The sequence below is a fragment of the Pseudonocardia sp. DSM 110487 genome (assembly GCF_019468565.1).
Taxonomy (GTDB): Bacteria; Actinomycetota; Actinomycetes; order Mycobacteriales; family Pseudonocardiaceae; genus Pseudonocardia.
Map to the genome: position 1 here is coordinate 5,793,143 of NZ_CP080521.1, position 16,767 is coordinate 5,809,909.

The following is a 16,767-nucleotide window of genomic DNA, read 5'->3' on the forward strand; positions in this document are numbered from 1 at the left end:
ATGGCCGGCACGGACGCGCAGACCGTCTACGCCGACCTGCGCGGGCAGATCCTCTCCGGCGATCTCCCGCCTGGCACGCCGCTGCGGGAGATCGCACTGGCAGAGCGGTTCGGCGTGTCCCGCACGCCGGTGCGGGAGGCGCTGCGCCGCCTGCAGCAGGACCGCCTGCTCGCGCCCGGCGTACGCGGTATGCAGGTGCGGTCGATCGAGCCGCACGAGGTGGTGCAGGTCTACGACATGCGCGTGCTGCTGGAGGCCGAGGCCGCCGGACAGGCCGCGCACAGCCGCGGCGACGCCGACCTGATGCGCCTTGAAGGGCTCCTCGCCCGCGACCGCGACCTCGTCGATCCCGACGACGCCACCCGCACCCGCACCAACCTCGAGTTCCACTCCGCCATCTGGCAGGCCACGCACAATCCGGTGCTGCTCGACCTGATGGACCGGCTCTCCATCCACCTCGTCCACGCCCCCCGCTCCACGCTCTCGGTGGGCGACCGGTGGGCCACGGCCCTCGACGAGCACGCCCAGCTGGTGGCCGCGGTGCGGGAACGTGACGAGCGGGCGGCCCGGGAGATCGCCGGGCGGCACATGAGCACCGCGCGGGAGATCCGGCTCGCCCTGCTGCGAGAGGCGGCCGCGACCCCCGGCCCGTGAGGCACGGTCTTGCCATTGACAAGATGCTCGCTCCCCGGCACCTTGGCGGTGCCATCTTGGCAATGACAAGACCTGGAGACCGTCATGGAACCACTGATCACCCTCGTCGCCGTCACCGCGCTCCTGCTCGGCGTGGACGCGCTCGGCGTGCGAGCCCTTCGGCCGTGGCCGGTGGCGCTGCGCGGCGGGCTGGCGGCGATGTTCACGCTCACGGGCGTGGTGCACTTCGCCTGGATGCGTCAGGAGCTGATCGCGATGGTGCCGCCCGCGCTCCCCGCGCCCGGCCTGCTCGTGACGGTCACCGGCGTGCTGGAGCTCGCGGGCGCCGCCGGGCTACTGCTCCCCCGCACCGCGCCGTGGGCGGCGGCCGGCCTCTCCGCGCTGCTGGTCGTCATGTTCCCGGCGAACGTGCACGCCGCGCTGGAGGGCACCGGCACCCCGCTGCTGCCGCGCACCCTCATGCAGGCGGTGTTCCTCGCGGCCACCCTCGCGGTGGTCGCGTACCACCTGCGGACGCGGCGGACGCCCGCCCTCGCGTCGTGAGCGGTGCTCAGGCGGTCGCGCGCAGCACGGGACGATCCGCCGCCGGGCGCTTCGGCGGCGGATCGAGGCGGCCGACGGTCAGCAGCGGCAGGGAGTCACTCGCGTGATCAGGATTCTCGCCCCGCTCCGGCACTCTGAGGAGCTTGGCCTCGAGCCGCTGCAGCAGCAGTGTCGCCAGCAGGACGGCGACCGGCACGACGAACGAGATCCACACGTGTTCGGCTACCCCGGCAGGCGGTGCTCGTACACGGCTTCACGGCAGAGGCCGCCCATACGGGCTACACCTTCGCCGTGCCGTTCACGGCCGGTAGCCGAACGTCCGCCACTCCGGTCACGCTCCGCGTCGGCGAGGCGCGGCCGCGCCGGATACGGTTCCCGGATGAGCGACAGCGACCCTGCCGACGTCATGACGCTGACCGCCGCGCGGGTCGGCTCGACGGCCGTGGTCACCGTGACCGGCGAGCTGGACCTGCTGACCGCGCGAGAGCTGATGAAGACGGTCGACGAGACACTCCAGTGGCCGGATCTCACCGGCCTCGTCGTCGACCTGACCACGGTGAGCTTCCTCGGCTCGTCCGGACTGGGCACCCTCGCCGAGCTGGCCACCCGCACCACCGCACCCGGCGGCAGCGGCGGCTACCGCTCGCGGCCGCCCGCGCCCGTCCCCCCGATGCGGATCGTGGCGCCGCCCGACAACACCGCGGTGGTGCGCCCATGGGAGACGATGAACCTGCAGCAGATCCTGCAGCTGCACCCGGACCTCGACAGTGCTCTGGAGAGTTTCTGACCTCGGTCGGGTTATCTTCTCCTGGCATCCCCATTCGAGGACAGGAGATCCGTGGCCCGCGCCGATCTGCCCCTTGACGAGCTCGTTTCCTACCGCCCCGTCGTCAGCGAACCGGACGATTTCGACGCGTTCTGGAGCCGGACGCTCGACGAGACCCGCACCCACGACCTGGATGTCCGGTCCGAGGAGGTCGACACGCCCTACCGCACGGTCACGGTGCGGGACGTGACCTTCAGCGGGTTCGGCGGCGACCGGATCGGCGCCTGGTTCACGACGCCGCGCACCGCCGGCGACGACTCGCTCCCCGCGGTCGTCGAGTTCATCGGCTACAACGGCGGCCGCGACCTGCCGGGTGAGTCGCTGCGCTGGGCGAGCGCGGGCTACGCGCACCTGCTCGTGGACACCCGCGGGCAGGGCGCGCGCTGGGGAGGGGGCGGGCGCACGGCCGACCCGCACGGCTCCGGCCCGGCCACCCCCGGCTTCATGACCCGCGGCATCGACCGGCCGGACACGTACTTCTACCGCCGGGTGTTCACCGACGCCGTGCGCGCCGTCGAGGCGGTGCGCACACTGCCCGGCGTCGATGCCGGGCGCGTGGCCGTGCAGGGAGGCAGCCAGGGCGGCGGGATCACGCTCGCCGTGGCCGGGCTGGTGCCCGGCCTCGTGGCCGCGCTGCCGGACGTCCCGTTCCTCTGCCACTTCACCCGCGCGCTCGACATCTGCGACAAGGACCCGTACGCCGAGGTCACCCGCTACCTCGCCGTGCATCGTCACCGGGTCGACGACGTGCTGCGCACGCTGTCGTACTTCGACGGCGTGAACTTCGCCAAGCGCGCCGCCGCACCGGCCTTGTTCTCGGTGGCGCTGATGGATCTGATCTGCCCGCCCTCCACGGTGTACGCCGCGTTCAACAACTACGGGGCAAACCACCACACGGTCGACAAGGAGATCGAGGTCTACCGCTACAACGACCACGAGGGCGGCGAGTCCTACCAGCGGCAGGCCCAGATCCGCTGGCTGGACAAGCTCCTGGGCCGCTAGCGTCCTGAACGACTCAGGCCCTGGCGTGCGACGTCCAGGTGGTGTCCTCGCAAGCGCCGGCAACATCCCGGCCACCGTCATCGCCGCGACCGCCACGGCTTTGGCGGGGGCCGCGCTGCAGTCCGACGCCTCGGCCAGGCCTCTGTAGCTCGCTCGCGGTCAGGCCCCACAGACCGGAAGTGATCAATCCGCTCAGCGGGTTGCGGCGCTGAGGAACGGCAGCGCGTACGCGAGTATCTCCTGGGCGCGCCAAGTGGTGGTGCCGTGGTCGGCGTCGGGAATCGAGGCGAACTGGCCACCGGCTCGCTTCGCCGCCGCGCCAATGTTGTCGTGGTAGGGGTCCGAGGAACCGCAGTACATCAACAACGGCACCCCCGCCGACGCCAAGGCAGCGTCGAGGCCGGCTTGGCCCTCGAACCCGTGGTGCGACAGCCGGAATGCCTGCGGGTCCCCGGCGTCGACGACGGGCACCTGCTCTGGTGCGGCATATGCCATCCGCCGGACCACCTCCACCCAGTCCGAGTCGGCCGACATCCCCAGCCGCTGCACGGCGTCGTCGTAGGCGGTCTCGATGCCGCCGATCGGGTCCCAGGCACCGAGGACCAGCGCCGTGCATCGCTGCGGCGCGAACTTGGCGATGCCGCAGCCGACCCAAGCACCCATCGAGTAGCCCCAGTAGGCGGCTTCGTCCGCGCCAAGGTCGTCGAGGACCTCCAGTACGTCCCCGACCCTGCGTTCCAGTGTGTAGGCGGACGGGTCGTGGGGCGCGTCGCTAGCGCCGTGGGCCAATGGATCGACCTCCACCACGGTGAACTGGCCGCGGAGCGCGGGTGTGTACCCCTTGAGCGTCCACGCCGACCCGACCTCGTACATCCCCGGGTGCATCACCAGCACCGGTCCTGATCCCGTCACCTCGTAGTGCAGCTTGTGCTCGCCGTGGCGTGCAAATGGCACTCGAACATCCCTTCGTAGCCTGCTGGGCCGTGGCAGGGCCTCCACCAGGAGCGTTATCGCTTGTAACGGGAGTCATGCTCTGACACATTCGGGTCGCCGAGAAGGAGGCACTTTCTTGTCACACCGCCACACGGCTGTAACGCACCAGGTCAGAAGCCTCGCCCCCGGCGCGGATGAGCCGGCTGTGGAGGACTGCCCGCTGCGGGAGGTTCTCGCGCTCATCGGCGACAAGTGGAGTACCCAGGTCCTGGTCCAGCTCGGCGACGGCCCTCGGCGCTTCACCGAGCTCGAGCGATCGATCGAGGGAGTGAGCCGGCGCATGCTGACGCTGTCGTTGCGCGGGCTCGAACGCAACGGTCTGATCACCCGCACCGTGTACCCGGAGGTACCGCCGCGCGTCGAGTACGCCTGCACGTCGCTGACCGAGCAGATCCGAGAACCCCTGGAAGCCCTGGCCGCCTGGGTCGCCAGCAGCAGAACCACGATCGCCGCCGCACGGCGCGCCTACGACCAGAGCGGCGCCCGCGCGACGAGCTCGGCTCGCTGATCGGCGGGTCACCGGCCGCCGGCCGAGATGATCCGAACTGTCGGTTGTCCATGGCTGTCCTCACGACCATGAGCACCCGGAACATCGGATCTTGCGCGTCAAGATCGCGTGCATCGGTTGTCGGCGGATCACGGGCGCCGGTGGCAGCGCCGACTCCCGTGATCACAAATCAGGCGAGCGCCGGCTCGGCCGCCCGCTCCGCGCGGGAGTGCCGGGCGAGCACGGCTGCCACTCCCACGGCGGCGAGCAGAGGGACCAGCCCGCAGAAGGCCATGCCCACCCGCGCGCCGAAGGCGTCGGTGATCCAGCCGACGACGGGCCCGCCCAGCGGCGTTCCCCCGACGAAGGCGAGCATGTAGAGGCTCATCACGCGGCCACGGACGTCGCCGTCCACCCACGACTGCACCGACGAGTTCGCCATCGCCTGGAACGCCAGGTTCACCACGCCCATCGCCACCAGCGCAGCGAGGAAGACCCCCAGCCCCGGCGCCAGTGCCGCCGCGAACTGGGCGACACCGAACGCGGCCCCGGCGAGCACGATCGTCCGCAGGCGCGTCCGGGTGCGCCCGCCCGCGATCAGCGCACCCGCCACCGAGCCGACCGCCAGCACGACGTTGAAGAGTCCGTAGAGCTGCGCCCCACCCGCGAACGTCTCGTCGGCCATCGCCGTGAGCACCACCGGGAACTTGAGCCCGAACGTGCCGACGACGCCGACGAGCACGATCGTCCAGGCCACATGCGGGCGCTCGGCCACGTAGCGCAACGCCGAGCGCAGCTGCCCTGGCGCCCGTTCCACCGGCGGCGTGCGGATCAGGTCGGCGGAGCGGATGAGCAGCAGGCCGACGATCGGGGCGACGTAGGACGCGGCGTTCGCGGCGAACGCCCACCCCGAGCCCACCGTGGCGATCATGACGCCGGCCACCGCAGGCCCGACGAGGCGGCTGGTCTGGAAGACCGCCGCGTTCAGGGCGATGGCGTTGCGGACGTACCGATCCGGCACGACCTCGTTGACGAAGACCTGGCGCGTCGGGTTGTCGACGACGAACACGAGGCCGGCGGCGAGCGCGAACAGGTAGACGTGCTCGACACGCACGTGCCCGGTGATCGTCATGACGGCGAGGACGCCGCTCAGGATGCCGTTCAAGGTCTGGGTGACCATCAGGACGGCCCGCTTCGGGTAGCGGTCGGCGATCATGCCGCCGTACATGCCGAGCAGCAGCATCGGCAGGAACTGACAGGCCATCGCGATGCCGACGGCGGCGGGGCTCCCGCTGAGCTCCAGAACCAGCCATTCCAGGGCGATGTTCTGCATCCACGTGCCGGTGCTGGCGATCGCGTGAGCACTGAGGTAGATACGGAAGTTGGGGACGCGGAGTGCGATGAATGTGCTGGATGCGCGAGCAGTGGATGTGGTCCCGCTCACGGGTATGTCGGCCGCAGCCGTTGTCACGGATAACCCTTCGTAGTGCAACAGAAATCCGTACCTCATGATCCCGCCCGAGTGACGTATTGTGAACGACGATCAGCCGACTAACTGTTATTGCGGAGTGATATAGCGCAGATGATCTACGACCCGGCCCAGCTCCAGACGTTCCTCGCCGTCGCCCAGACCCGCAGCTTCACGCAGGCCGCTGCGCGGCTCGGCATCCGGCAGCCCACGGTCAGCCAGCACGTCCGCAAGCTCGAGGAGGCCACCGGGCGCGTGCTCGTGCACCGGGACACGCACAGCGTCTCGATGACGCCCGACGGCGAGGCCATGATCGGGTTCGCCCGGTCCATCCTCGCCGCGCACGAGCAGGCGGCCAACTACTTCAACGGGGAGCGACCGCACGGGCGGCTGCGGATCGGGATGTCCGACGACCTCGCGCTCACCCGGCTCCCGCAGATCCTGCGCGATTTCCGCCGCGACCACCCGCTCGTCGACCTCGACCTGTCCATCGACCAGAGCGGCTTCCTGCACCGCAGGCTGGAGAACGACAAGCTCGACCTCTTCGTGGGCAAGCGTCCCAGGGGCGAGCCGAGGGGCCAGCTCGTGAAGCGCGACCGCCTCGTCTGGGTCGGCACGGCGGCCACCCGGCTCGACCCGACCAAGCCGCTCCCACTGGTCGTCTACCCGAACCCGAGCCTGTCCCGCTCCGCGATGGAGAGCGCCCTGCAGCGCGCCACCATCACCTACCGCCCCGCGTGCGTGTGCCGCGGGGTCAACGGCCTGATCGGGGCGGTCGCGGCGGGCATCGGGATCTCGGCGCTGGCCAGCAGCCTCGTCCCGGTGCAGCTCACCCCGCTCGGCCCGCAGCACCGGCTGCCCGAGCTCGGCTACCTCGACCTCGTCCTGCTCACCAACCCGCGCACCGAGGGCCGCCCGGCCGCGAAGGCACTGGCGGCCGCCGTGCTCGCAAGCGGCCCGACCAGCCTCTCGGCCACATGAACGAGGCATGATCGTCTCGTGATCGACCACCTCGTGTACGCCACCCCCGATCTCGACGCCACCGTCGCCGACCTGGCCGGGCAGGGGCTCGCCCTCAGCCCCGGCGGCTCCCACGACGGCCGGGGCACCCGCAACGCTCTCGCCGACCTCGGCGGCGGCGCCTACCTCGAGGTACTCGGCCCCGACCCGGACCAGCCCGTACCCGGAGAGCCGCGGCCGGGCGGCGTCGACGCGCTCACCGCCCCGCGCCTGGTCGCGTGGGCGACGCCGGTCGCGGACCTGGACGATGCCGTGGCCGCGGCACGTGCCCGCGGCCACGACCCCGGCGCCGCACGCGACATGGCCCGCCTGCGCGGTGACGGGGTGCGGCTGGCGTGGCGGCTCACCCCGATGCCAGCCACCGTGCCCGCGGTGCTGCCGTTCCTCATCGCGTGGGGCGACACGGAACACCCCAGCGTGAGCGCCGCCCACGGCGCGCGGCTGGAGTCGTTCACGGTCGCGCACCCCGACCCGGCGGCCGTTCGGGAGCGCCTCGCCGCACTCGGCGTCACCGACCTCACGGTCGAGCCGGCACCCGAGCCGGCGCTCCGCGCGGTGATCCGGACGCCGTCCGCCCGCGTCGAGCTCGCCTGATCAGCACCTCCGCGACGATCAGGTTGATCACGCAGCCGAGGACCTGACCGACCGGGATCAGCGACGTCACGGCAGCAGGTGCGTCGGCGGGCGTGATCGCGCCGGTGGAAAGCCCCGTCAGCAGCAGGATCGGCACCACGATCCGGGCGGTGACGGCGAGGAAGGTCAGCGCGTAGTTGCGCGTCATCCACGCGCGGTGCGCCGCGACGTCGCCCCGGCGGATCGCGCGGACCGCCAGCCCGCCGGTCACCAGCCACCCGATCGCGACGATCACGAGCCCGACCTGGGTGACCAGCCGGCCCGACAGCAGCGCGACCGGGACGGCGGCCAGCGCCGAGGGCAGCACGCCTGCCATGAGGTAGGTGCGCCCGATCCGGCGGTGCCACCGCCTGCGGGCGCGGATGGCAGGCACGAACTGCAGCGGCCCGAGCACCAGCGCCACGGTCGCGGTGAAGATGTGCGCGACCAGCAGGGCGTGGTGCGGGCCCCCGTCGACCTCGATCCGGCTGGACCCGAGCGCGTACGGGCCGGCCAGCGCCGCGCCGGCGACCACCGCGACCAGCAGCATCAGCCAGATCCGGCGGGGGCGCAGCACCTGGAGGTCCATGTCCTCGATCGTCGGCCGCGCCGGCCGGGGCGTCGTCCGCTCAGGGTGGGCGATCGGCGTACTCCCGTCGACGTAGGTGATCCACGCCATGATCGGCTTGAGGTGAACCCGAGTTGAGGTTCGACGATCGGCCCCATGACGTACTCGCTGCCCGACCTGCCCTACGACTACGGCGCCCTCGCCCCGCACATCACCGGCGAGATCATGGAGCTGCACCACTCCAAGCACCACCAGACCTACGTCGGCGCCCTCAACCAGACCCTCGACAAGCTCGCCGACGCCCGCGACAAAGGCGACTTCAGCACCATCGTCGGCCTCGAGAAAACCCTCGCCTTCAACCTCGGCGGCCACGTCAACCACTCCACCTTCTGGCAGAACCTCTCCCCCGACGGCGGCGACCAGCCCACCGGCGAACTCGCCGCCGCCCTCGACGAGCACTTCGGCTCCTTCGACGCCTTCCAGGCCCACTTCACCGCCGCCGCCACCACCATCCAGGGCTCCGGCTGGGCCATCCTCGGCTGGGACACCCTCGGGCAGCGCCTGCTCATCCACCAGCTCTACGACCAGCAGGCCAACCTCCCAGCAGGCCAGATCCCCATCGCCATGCTCGACATGTGGGAACACGCCTTCTACCTGCAGTACCGCAACGTCAAGCCGGACTACGTCAAGGCCTGGTGGAACGTCGTGAACTGGGCCGACGCGCAGGCGCGCTTCGAGAAGGCCCGCGGAGCCTGATCATGACCGCGACCGGGACAGCAGCGCGGACGGGCCTGCTCGCGAGCGCGTTCCGGGACGCTTTCCGCCACCACCCCACCGGCGTCGCCGTGGTCACCGCGCGCGACGGCGCCGGCGGGCCGGTGGGGCTCACCGCCTCGTCGGTGGCGTCGGTGTCGCTCTCGCCGCCCGCGCTCGTGCTGTCGATCTCCCACCGGGCGAGCGCGGCCGCGGCGCTGCTGGCCGCCGACTGGTTCCTCGTGCACCTGCTCGAGGCGCGCAACGTCGAGCTGGCCATGCGCTTCGCGACGTCGGATGCGGACCGGTTCGGCCCTGCCACCGGGTGGACGCCGCTCGCCACCGGGGAGCCGTGGTTCCCGGAGGCGCCGACGGCGCTGCGCTGCCGCCCGCTGACCCGCACCCCGGTCGGGGACGCGACGGTGGTCACCGCGGAGGTGGTCGGGGTGCGCTCCTCGGGACGCGCGGGGATGCCGCTGATCCACCACGACCGCGGGTACCACGTCCTCGGACCGGCGCTGCCCGTTTCGTGACGACTGGGAGCGGCGCGAACGGGCCGGACGGAGGACCATCGGGGGTGGGTGGAGCACACCCCCCAGGAGGTGCACGTGCCGCAGGACCGACCCGGACCCAACCCCGGGCCTTTCGACGACCTCTTCGAGCGGCTCATCGGCAACCTCGAGAGCACGCTCGGCGACACGCTGGGCGGAACCACCGGCCGGCGCCCCGCCACCGGCGGCCGCACCCCCAAGCTCGACCGGTTCGGCCGGGATCTCACCGCCGACGCCGCACGGGGCGCGCTCGACCCGGTGATCGGCCGCGACGCCGAGATCGACCAGGTGCTGGAGGTCCTCTCCCGCCGCACGAAGAACAACCCGGTGCTCGTCGGCGACCCGGGCGTCGGCAAGACCGCGATCGCGGAGGGCGTCGCCCAGCGGGTGGCCGACGGTGCCGTCCCGGAGGCGCTGCGGGGTGTGCGGGTGGTGGCGCTCGACCTCGGCGGCATGGTGGCGGGCACCCGCTACCGCGGCGACTTCGAGCAGCGGCTCACCGGCGTCATCGACGAGGTCGTGGCCGCGGAGCGCTCGATCGTGCTGTTCCTCGACGAGCTGCACGCCGTGATCGGCGCGGGATCCGCCGAGGGCGCGCCGATGGACGCAGCCACCCTGCTCAAGCCCGCGCTCGCCCGCGGCGACCTGCGGCTGATCGGTGCCACCACGATGCGGGAGTACCGGCGCCACATCGAGAAGGACGCCGCGTTGGAGCGCCGCTTCGAGCCCGTGCCGATCGCGGAGCCGACGGTCGAGGCCACGATCGGGATCCTGCGGGGTCTGCGCCCGCGCTACGAGGAGCACCACGGCGTGCGGATCAGTGACGCGGCCATCGTGGCCGCCGCCGAGATGTCCGACCGGTACGTACCCGACCGGTTCCTGCCCGACAAGGCGATCGACCTGCTGGACCGGGCGAGCTCCCGGGCGCGGATCCGAGCAGGCGAGCCCGCGGGCCCGGTCGACAGCGCGGGGAACCATGCCGGTGAGGAGGAGCTGGAGCAGCTGCGCCGGGCGCGCGAGGTGGCCGTCGACGCCGAGGACTTCGAGCGCGCCCACCTGCTCACCCGCGAGATCGAGGCGGCCGAGGTCGCGCTGGGCGTCCCCGCCCCGAACCTGCGCAAGGACAGCGGATCCGTCGAGATCGGGCCCGACGACGTGGCCCGCATCGTCTCCGACAGCACCGGCATCCCGATCGCCCAGCTCACCGGCGCCGAGCGGCGCAAGCTGCTGGACCTCGAAGCGCTGTTGCACCGGCGGGTCGTCGGGCAGAACGAGGCCGTCGAGACCGTGGCCGACGCGGTGCGCGCGGGGCGCGCCGGCCTCGCCCACCCGGACCGGCCGGTGGGCTCGTTCCTGTTCCTCGGCCCCACCGGCGTCGGCAAGACCGAGCTGGCACGGGCGCTCGCCGAGGCCCTCTTCGGCAACCCCGACGCGCTCCTGCGCTTCGACATGAGCGAGTTCTCCGACCGCAGCAGCGCGTTCCGGCTGGTCGGCGCGCCACCCGGGCACGTCGGCTACGACGACGCCGGCCAGCTCACCGAGGCCGTCCGCCGCACCCGCTACGCCGTGCTCCTGCTCGACGAGATCGAGAAGGCGAACGCCGAGGTCATCAACACGCTGCTGCAGGTGCTCGACGCGGGCCGGCTCACAGACTCACACGGCCGCGCCGTCGACTTCACCCACACCGTGGTGATCATGACGAGCAACCTCGGCGCCGACCGCCTCCTCGCCGCCGCGGGACGGCCCGTCGACGAGGTCCGGGAGGGCGTGCTCGCCATAGCACGCCTGCACTTCCGACCCGAGTTCCTCAACCGGATCGACGACATCGTGCTCTTCTCCGCCCTCGACCGCGGCGAGCTGCGGCGCATCACCGAGATGCTGCTCGAGGGCACGGCCGACCGGCTGCGGGCACAGGGCGTCGAGCTCGAGGCCACGCCCGCCGCCATCGACTGGCTCGCCGAGCGCGGCCACCAGCCCGAGCTCGGGGCCCGGCCACTGCGACGCACCATCGCGCGCGAGGTCGACCGCGTGCTCTCCCGGCTGATCATCGGCGGCGAGCTGGGGCCCGGTGGGCGGGTGGTGGCGGACGTGCGCGAAGGGGCGCTGGTGCTGGAGCCGCAGGCACCGGGCGGATCCGCATCGGCGAAGTGACCGCGGCACTGGCCGCTCAGGGTTTCCGCGCGACTCCACCCCAGGGTGCGTCCGGCACCGGGGCTTGATCTCCGATGACGCGTTCGGGTCGCCAGAGTGGCACCGGTCCGAAGCCGGGCTCGACGAATTCGAGGCCGTCGAAGAAGCTGCGCAGCTCGTCGGGGGTGCGCAGGTTGTAGGGCACGGCGCCGGTCTCGGCGTACTGGTCGTGCGCCGCGGTGGCCTGTTCGGTGGGTACGCCGTCCGAGAGGGCGAGGTAGCTTCCCGTGGGCGTCGCCGCGACCAGCGCTCGGACCAGGTTGCGTGCCTGGGTGGTGTCGGGGATGTGGCCGAGGACGCCGAAGAACAGCACCGCCACGGGTTGTGTCAGGTCGAGGACCTCGGAGGCGCCCCGCAGGACGGCGTCGGGGTCGTTCATGTCGGCGTCGAGGTAGAGGGTTCGGCCCTCGGGCGCGCTCCTGAGCAGGGCACGGGCATGGGCCAGGACGAGGGGGTCGTTGTCGACGTAGACCACATGGGCGTCCGGGGCGACGGCCTGGGCGACCTCGTGGGTGTTGTTGGCGGTCGGGAGCCCGGTTCCGATGTCGAGGAACTGGCGGATGCCGGCTTCACCGGCGAGGTAGCGCACCGCGCGCACGAGGAAGGCGCGCGTCTCGCGGGCCGCGGTGAGGATGTCCGGCATGAGCTTGACGAACTCATCGCCCGCTTCGCGGTCGACGGCGTAGTTGTCCTTGCCGCCGAGCCAGTAGTTCCAGATGCGGGCCGAGTGGGGAACGGTCGTGTCCATGCCTGTGCCGCGCTCCGCGTCGTCATGGCTCATGGCCGAAGCATGGCATGTGAGCACCTCGGCGCCCGCGTCCAGGAGCTGGCGCCTCAGGGCAGTTCGGACTCCAACCGCCGCAGATACCCGGCGAACCGGCCGGCGTCCTCCGGATCCCAGCCTGCGGTGAGCCGGGCGAACGCCTTCTCCTGCCACGCGTGCGAGGCGGCGAGCAGCTCGCGACCGGACGGAGTGAGGGTGAGCACCGCCCGCCGGGCGTCGGCCTCGGACGGCCTGCGCTCCAGGTACCCGTTCTCCACCGCAGCCGTCACGAACCGGCTGGCGCCGGAGCGGTCGATCCCCAGCTGGTGGGCGACGTCGGCGACCGCAACCTCGGCGCCGTGCCGGGACGCGGCCGCCACGGCGTCGAGCACGAGGATGTCCTGCACCCGGCGCTGCTCCCCCGTCAGGTCCTCCGACGCCTGCAGGATCCAGCGCCGCGACCAGTACCGCACCAGGCGGAACAGCGCCGCCCCCGGCCTTCCCGTTTCCACCGAACCTCCCTCGCGTGCGATACGCACACGATAAGGGCACGTGATCTTCTCCGCGACGCCGCCCGCCATCGTGTAGTCGGCCCAGCCGGTACGACGCTCACGTCCCCACCACCTCGCGGAACGACCGCGGCGGGCGGCCCGTGACGTCCTGCACGGCCGAGGTCGTGCGGTCCTCGGCACCGCGGGCGATCCCCTCGTCGAGGGCCGCGAGCACCGCCGCGAAGTCCGCCGGGTAGCCGGCCGCCACGAATCGCCCGGCGAGCTCCGCAACGTTGACCGCGCGGTGCCGCACGGGGCGGCCGATGACGTCGGTGAGCACCGCGGCGGCGTCGGCGTAGCTCAGCGCCTCGGGACCGGTGAGCACGTACTCGCCGACGTGCGGCTTCTCGTCGGCCAGGGCGTGCGCGGCCACCGCCGCGATGTCGCCCGCGTCGACGAACGCCACGCGCCCGCTGCCGGTGGCCGTGACGATCTCGCCGTCGGCGCGCGCGGACCGGGCGTGCGGGTGGTCCCCGAGGAAGTTCTGCATGAACCAGGACGGCCGCAGCACCGTGGGCTCCGGGACGCCGGCACGCACCATCTGGTGCAGCTCGCCCAGCACGGGGGCGCCCTCCGGCACGGCCGAGGAGCTGAGGAGCACCACTCGCCGCACCCCGCCCTCCCGCGCCCGGTCGAGGAACGGCGCCACGAGCGGCGCGGGATCGGCGACGCCGACCGGGGCCACCAGGTACACCGCGCACACCCTGTCGAGCGCGGCGGCGTGGGTGCCGGGATCGGCCCACTCGAAGCGGACCTGCCCGTCCATTGGGCGACGGCTCGCGACGCGTACCGGCACGTCGCGCTCGCGCAACGCGGCGGCGACGCGACTGCCGGTGGTCCCGGTGCCACCCGTGATCAGCACGGTCACCGGTCACCGCCGAGTGCCGCGAGCTCGTCGGCGCCGCCGAGCGCCTCGGCGGCGGCCTGCGGGCTCCAGTAGTCGCGGTAGCCGGCGATCTCCCCGTTCCGGACGGTGATCACCGAGATGTAGCGCATCCGGTACGGCCGTCCGGTCCGCACCGCGACGCCGTCCACCTCGAACTCCACGACAGCGACCTCCGGATCGACCGTCTGGTGCACGGTTCTGCTCGTGATCGCGCGCAGGTCGACGTGGTCGGTGTAGTCGCGCAGGTAATCCGCTACGGCGGCGCGCCCGTCCAGCCGCCGCGGGTAACCGTCGGGCGCGAACGGGAACTCGATCGTCCCGTCCATCGCCCAGAGGCCCGCGAACCCGGCCATGTCGTGGGCGAGCAGCAGGTCCATGGCCCGCTCGACGACGTCCAGCGTTGTCATCCGACACTCCTCCTTCAAGCGGACGGTACGGTACCGTCCCGACGGACTCTAATGGGACGGGACCGTCCCGTCCATGCCATACTCGCCAGCCGTGGGAGTCACCGAGAAGCGGACGCCGACCGGCGCGGCGGTCCTGCAGGCCGACGTCACGCGGGCGATCACCGAGGCCGTGCTCGACGAGCTGGCCGATACCGGCTACGGCAGGCTCTCGATGGAGGCCGTCGCCCGGCGGGCGGGCGTCGGCAAGAGCGCGCTCTACCGGCGCTGGCCGTCCAAGCAGGAGATGGTCATGGCGGTGCTGGCGGACTTCAGCCTCGAACTGGCCACGGCGCCCGACACGGGATCACTGCGCGACGACCTCGTCGGCATGCTGCGCGCGCTGATGGACTGGCTCACCCACCCCCGGTTCTCGCGGATCCTCCCGGACCTGGCGGCCGAAGGCGTGCGCAACCCGGAGGTCGCCGAGGCTGTGCGCACGGCGATCGGCGAGCCACGGCGCGCGGTCGGCGCCGCCATGCTCCGCCGCGCTGTCGAACGCGGGGAACTGCCAGCCGACACCGACCTCGAGATGGCCCTGGACCTGATCGCCGCGCCGGTGTACTGGCGGGTCTCCGTCCGGCAGGCTCCGGCAGAACCCGGTTACCTCGACCACCTCGCCGACGTCGTGCTGCGCGCGCTGAAGGGTGATCCGTCATGACGCTGCTGCTGTCCCGCCGGGATCTGGATTTCCTGCTCTACGACTGGCTCGACGCCGGGTCCCGGCACCCTGAGCACTCCCGCGAGACCTTCGACGCCGTGCTCGACCTCGCCGCAGAGGTGGCCGCCGAGCACTTCGCGCCCCACAACAAGCGGGCCGACGCCGCGGAACCCACCTTCGACGGCGAGCGCGTCCACATGATCCCCGAGGTCCGCAAGGCCCTCGACGTGCTGGCACAGACCGGGCTGGTCGAGAGCAGCGTGGAGCTGCCGCACGTGGTCTCCACCGCCGCCTTCGCGTGGTTCCAGGCCGCCAACCCCGGCACGTGGGCCTACCCGTTCCTGACGATCGCGGCCGCCAACCTGCTGCGCGCGCACGGCACGCCCGAGCAGGTCGAGACGTACGTCCGGCCGATGGTCGAGGGCCGCTTCCACGGCACGATGTGCCTCTCCGAGCCGCAGGCCGGCTCGTCGCTCGCCGACATCACCACCCGGGCCGAACCGCAGCCCGACGGCACGTACCGCCTGTTCGGCAACAAGATGTGGATCTCCGCGGGTGAGCACGAGCTCGGCGAGAACATCGTCCACCTCGTGCTCGCCAAGATCCCCGGCGGGCCACGGGGTGTGCGCGGCATCTCGCTGTTCCTGGTGCCCAAGTTCCTCCCCGACGGGCAGCGCAACGACATCGCGCTCGCCGGGCTCAACCACAAGATGGGCTACCGCGGCACCACCAACACCCTGCTCAACTTCGGCGAGGGCGCCCGCACCCCCGGCGGCCTCCCCGGCGCGGTCGGTCACCTCGTCGGGCCCGAGCACGGCGGCCTGGCCTGCATGTTCCACATGATGAACGAGGCAAGGGTCGGCGTCGGGACGGGCGCGGCCGCCCTCGGCTACACCGGCTACCTCAAGTCCCTCGACTACGCCCGCACCCGCACCCAGGGCCGGCCCCCAGCCGCCAAGGATTCAGCCGCGAAGGACCCGGCGGCGCCACCCGTCCCGATCATCGAGCACCCGGACGTCCGACGGATGCTGCTCGCGCAGAAGTGCTACGCCGAGGGCGCGCTCGCGCTCGTGCTCTACTGCGGCCGGCTGCTCGACGAGCAGGACACCGGCCCCGACCCGGACCGCGCCCGGCTGCTGCTCGACGTGCTCACCCCGATCGCGAAGAGCTGGCCGTCGCAGTGGTGCGTGACCGCGAACGACCTCGCCATCCAGGTGCACGGCGGCTACGGCTACACCCGCGAGTACGACGTCGAGCAGCACTACCGCGACAACCGGCTCAACCCCATCCACGAGGGCACCCACGGCGTCCAGGCCCTCGACCTGCTCGGCCGCAAGGTCACGATGCAGGGCGGGGCCGGGCTGGCCCTGCTGCGCGAGACCGTCGCCGCGACGTGCGCTCGCGCCACGACCGGCGAGGCGGCCGAGCTGGCCGCCCAGCTCGACGCGGTGTGGGACCGGATCGTCGCGGTCACCGGGCGGATCCACGCCGAGCCCGATCCGGACCGGCTGGCCGACGCCTCGACCTACCTCGAGGCCGTCGGCCACGCCGTCATCGCGTGGATCTGGCTCGAGCAGTACCTGGCCTGCGGCGACCGGGACGAGCCGTTCCACCGCGGGAAGCGGCAGGCGGCGCGCTACTTCTTCCGCCGCGAGCTGCCCCGCACCGGCCCGCAGCTCGCCCTGCTCTCCGCCCTCGACCGCACCACCGTCGAGATGGATCCCGCCTGGTTCTGACCGACCACGGGACGTCCCCGCGCGTCAACCGGACCCGGCCACGTACGGCCACCGCTGCAC

At 72.2% G+C, this 16,767-nt stretch carries 20 protein-coding genes; 12 read left to right on the forward strand and 8 right to left on the reverse strand.

Annotated elements, in window-relative coordinates; genetic code table 11:
- Entirely contained in the window at positions 1-654 is a 654-nt protein-coding gene (locus K1T35_RS27030) for a GntR family transcriptional regulator (RefSeq protein ID WP_220254631.1), read from the forward strand.
- A gap of 84 nt (positions 655-738) precedes the next feature.
- Entirely contained in the window at positions 739-1,197 is a 459-nt protein-coding gene (locus K1T35_RS27035; protein WP_220254632.1) for a DoxX family protein, read from the forward strand.
- Positions 1,198-1,204: 7 nt separating this feature from the next.
- On the opposite strand, the gene K1T35_RS27040 is transcribed toward K1T35_RS27035, so the two are convergent.
- Positions 1,205-1,393 (reverse strand): hypothetical protein, encoded by a 189-nt coding sequence (locus tag K1T35_RS27040; RefSeq protein ID WP_220254633.1) that lies wholly within the window; start codon positions 1,391-1,393, stop codon positions 1,205-1,207.
- 183 nt (positions 1,394-1,576) lie between these two features.
- On the opposite strand from K1T35_RS27040, the gene K1T35_RS27045 reads away from it, so the two are divergent.
- Both K1T35_RS27045 and K1T35_RS27050 read left to right on the forward strand, forming a co-directional pair.
- Entirely contained in the window at positions 1,577-1,984 is a 408-nt protein-coding gene (locus tag K1T35_RS27045) for an STAS domain-containing protein (RefSeq protein WP_220254634.1), read from the forward strand.
- 51 nt (positions 1,985-2,035) lie between these two features.
- A complete protein-coding gene (locus K1T35_RS27050; protein WP_220254635.1) occupies positions 2,036-3,025 on the forward strand; it encodes an acetylxylan esterase in 990 nt (329 codons plus the stop codon).
- Positions 3,026-3,217: 192 nt separating this feature from the next.
- Here the strand turns inward: K1T35_RS27050 and K1T35_RS27055 are convergent, their stop codons facing one another.
- Positions 3,218-3,979 carry an alpha/beta fold hydrolase gene (locus tag K1T35_RS27055; protein WP_220254636.1) on the reverse strand — a complete coding sequence of 254 codons (762 nt, stop codon included), beginning with the start codon at positions 3,977-3,979 and terminating at the stop codon, positions 3,218-3,220.
- Between the two features lie 115 nt (positions 3,980-4,094).
- On the opposite strand from K1T35_RS27055, the gene K1T35_RS27060 reads away from it, so the two are divergent.
- Positions 4,095-4,526 carry a winged helix-turn-helix transcriptional regulator gene (locus K1T35_RS27060; RefSeq protein WP_370645145.1) on the forward strand — a complete coding sequence of 144 codons (432 nt, stop codon included), beginning with the start codon at positions 4,095-4,097 and terminating at the stop codon, positions 4,524-4,526.
- A gap of 169 nt (positions 4,527-4,695) precedes the next feature.
- Here K1T35_RS27060 and K1T35_RS27065 read toward each other — a convergent pair whose 3' ends face one another.
- Positions 4,696-6,015 carry an MFS transporter gene (locus tag K1T35_RS27065; RefSeq protein ID WP_255620772.1) on the reverse strand — a complete coding sequence of 440 codons (1,320 nt, stop codon included), beginning with the start codon at positions 6,013-6,015 and terminating at the stop codon, positions 4,696-4,698.
- Between the two features lie 72 nt (positions 6,016-6,087).
- On the opposite strand from K1T35_RS27065, the gene K1T35_RS27070 reads away from it, so the two are divergent.
- Both K1T35_RS27070 and K1T35_RS27075 read left to right on the forward strand, forming a co-directional pair.
- Complete coding sequence (locus K1T35_RS27070; RefSeq protein ID WP_220254638.1) at positions 6,088-6,954, forward strand: LysR family transcriptional regulator; 867 nt, start codon at positions 6,088-6,090, stop codon at positions 6,952-6,954.
- Positions 6,955-6,972: 18 nt separating this feature from the next.
- A complete protein-coding gene (locus K1T35_RS27075) occupies positions 6,973-7,587 on the forward strand; it encodes a VOC family protein (RefSeq protein ID WP_220254639.1) in 615 nt (204 codons plus the stop codon).
- Here K1T35_RS27075 and K1T35_RS27080 read toward each other — a convergent pair.
- Positions 7,511-8,284, reverse strand: a complete 774-nt coding sequence (locus tag K1T35_RS27080) for a DUF2306 domain-containing protein (RefSeq protein WP_255620773.1) — start codon at positions 8,282-8,284, stop codon at positions 7,511-7,513. The genes K1T35_RS27075 and K1T35_RS27080 overlap by 77 nt on opposite strands.
- 45 nt (positions 8,285-8,329) lie before the next feature.
- Between K1T35_RS27080 and K1T35_RS27085 the strand changes: the two genes are divergently transcribed.
- The 3 genes from K1T35_RS27085 (at position 8,330) to K1T35_RS27095 (ending at position 11,628) form a co-directional block, all read left to right on the forward strand.
- Positions 8,330-8,929: a superoxide dismutase gene (locus tag K1T35_RS27085; RefSeq protein ID WP_220254640.1), complete on the forward strand. Its 600-nt coding sequence runs from the start codon at positions 8,330-8,332 to the stop codon at positions 8,927-8,929.
- 2 nt (positions 8,930-8,931) lie between these two features.
- Entirely contained in the window at positions 8,932-9,459 is a 528-nt protein-coding gene (locus K1T35_RS27090; protein WP_220254641.1) for a flavin reductase family protein, read from the forward strand.
- A gap of 75 nt (positions 9,460-9,534) precedes the next feature.
- Positions 9,535-11,628 (forward strand): ATP-dependent Clp protease ATP-binding subunit, encoded by a 2,094-nt coding sequence (locus K1T35_RS27095; RefSeq protein ID WP_220254642.1) that lies wholly within the window; start codon positions 9,535-9,537, stop codon positions 11,626-11,628.
- A 16-nt stretch (positions 11,629-11,644) separates the two neighbouring features.
- Here K1T35_RS27095 and K1T35_RS27100 read toward each other — a convergent pair whose 3' ends face one another.
- The 4 genes from K1T35_RS27100 to K1T35_RS27115 form a co-directional block, all read right to left on the reverse strand.
- Entirely contained in the window at positions 11,645-12,448 is an 804-nt protein-coding gene (locus K1T35_RS27100; RefSeq protein ID WP_220254643.1) for an SAM-dependent methyltransferase, read from the reverse strand.
- Between the two features lie 53 nt (positions 12,449-12,501).
- Positions 12,502-12,942 carry a MarR family winged helix-turn-helix transcriptional regulator gene (locus K1T35_RS27105; protein ID WP_255620774.1) on the reverse strand — a complete coding sequence of 147 codons (441 nt, stop codon included), beginning with the start codon at positions 12,940-12,942 and terminating at the stop codon, positions 12,502-12,504.
- A 97-nt stretch (positions 12,943-13,039) separates the two neighbouring features.
- Positions 13,040-13,849, reverse strand: coding sequence for an NmrA family NAD(P)-binding protein (locus K1T35_RS27110; protein ID WP_220254645.1), 810 nt, complete (start codon positions 13,847-13,849; stop codon positions 13,040-13,042).
- The gene (locus K1T35_RS27115; RefSeq protein WP_220254646.1) at positions 13,846-14,274 is read right to left on the reverse strand and encodes a nuclear transport factor 2 family protein; all 429 of its coding nucleotides are present in this window, start codon (positions 14,272-14,274) and stop codon (positions 13,846-13,848) included. Before K1T35_RS27115 ends, K1T35_RS27110 begins: the two co-directional genes overlap by 4 nt.
- A 73-nt stretch (positions 14,275-14,347) precedes the next feature.
- Between K1T35_RS27115 and K1T35_RS27120 the strand changes: the two genes are divergently transcribed.
- Both K1T35_RS27120 and K1T35_RS27125 read left to right on the forward strand, forming a co-directional pair.
- On the forward strand, positions 14,348-14,971 hold the full coding sequence (locus tag K1T35_RS27120) for a TetR/AcrR family transcriptional regulator (RefSeq protein WP_220254647.1): 624 nt from the start codon (positions 14,348-14,350) through the stop codon (positions 14,969-14,971).
- Positions 14,968-16,707 carry an acyl-CoA dehydrogenase gene (locus K1T35_RS27125; protein ID WP_220254648.1) on the forward strand — a complete coding sequence of 580 codons (1,740 nt, stop codon included), beginning with the start codon at positions 14,968-14,970 and terminating at the stop codon, positions 16,705-16,707. Before K1T35_RS27120 ends, K1T35_RS27125 begins: the two co-directional genes overlap by 4 nt.
- The last annotated feature ends 60 nt before the right edge of the window (positions 16,708-16,767 follow it).

What these genes read in the sequence shown, in the direction of transcription:
- K1T35_RS27030 (WP_220254631.1), top strand. Translation starts at nt 1, where the DNA reads ATGGCCGGCACGGACGCGCAGACCGTCTACGCCGACCTGCGCGGGCAG.
- K1T35_RS27035 (WP_220254632.1), top strand. Translation starts at nt 739, where the DNA reads ATGGAACCACTGATCACCCTCGTCGCCGTCACCGCGCTCCTGCTCGGC.
- K1T35_RS27045 (WP_220254634.1), top strand. Translation starts at nt 1,577, where the DNA reads ATGAGCGACAGCGACCCTGCCGACGTCATGACGCTGACCGCCGCGCGG.
- K1T35_RS27065 (WP_255620772.1), bottom strand. Translation starts at nt 6,015, where the DNA reads ATGAGGTACGGATTTCTGTTGCACTACGAAGGGTTATCCGTGACAACG.
- K1T35_RS27070 (WP_220254638.1), top strand. Translation starts at nt 6,088, where the DNA reads ATGATCTACGACCCGGCCCAGCTCCAGACGTTCCTCGCCGTCGCCCAG.
- K1T35_RS27080 (WP_255620773.1), bottom strand. Translation starts at nt 8,284, where the DNA reads ATGGCGTGGATCACCTACGTCGACGGGAGTACGCCGATCGCCCACCCT.
- K1T35_RS27085 (WP_220254640.1), top strand. Translation starts at nt 8,330, where the DNA reads ATGACGTACTCGCTGCCCGACCTGCCCTACGACTACGGCGCCCTCGCC.
- K1T35_RS27090 (WP_220254641.1), top strand. Translation starts at nt 8,932, where the DNA reads ATGACCGCGACCGGGACAGCAGCGCGGACGGGCCTGCTCGCGAGCGCG.
- K1T35_RS27100 (WP_220254643.1), bottom strand. Translation starts at nt 12,448, where the DNA reads ATGAGCCATGACGACGCGGAGCGCGGCACAGGCATGGACACGACCGTT.
- K1T35_RS27115 (WP_220254646.1), bottom strand. Translation starts at nt 14,274, where the DNA reads ATGACAACGCTGGACGTCGTCGAGCGGGCCATGGACCTGCTGCTCGCC.
- K1T35_RS27120 (WP_220254647.1), top strand. Translation starts at nt 14,348, where the DNA reads ATGCCATACTCGCCAGCCGTGGGAGTCACCGAGAAGCGGACGCCGACC.
- K1T35_RS27125 (WP_220254648.1), top strand. Translation starts at nt 14,968, where the DNA reads ATGACGCTGCTGCTGTCCCGCCGGGATCTGGATTTCCTGCTCTACGAC.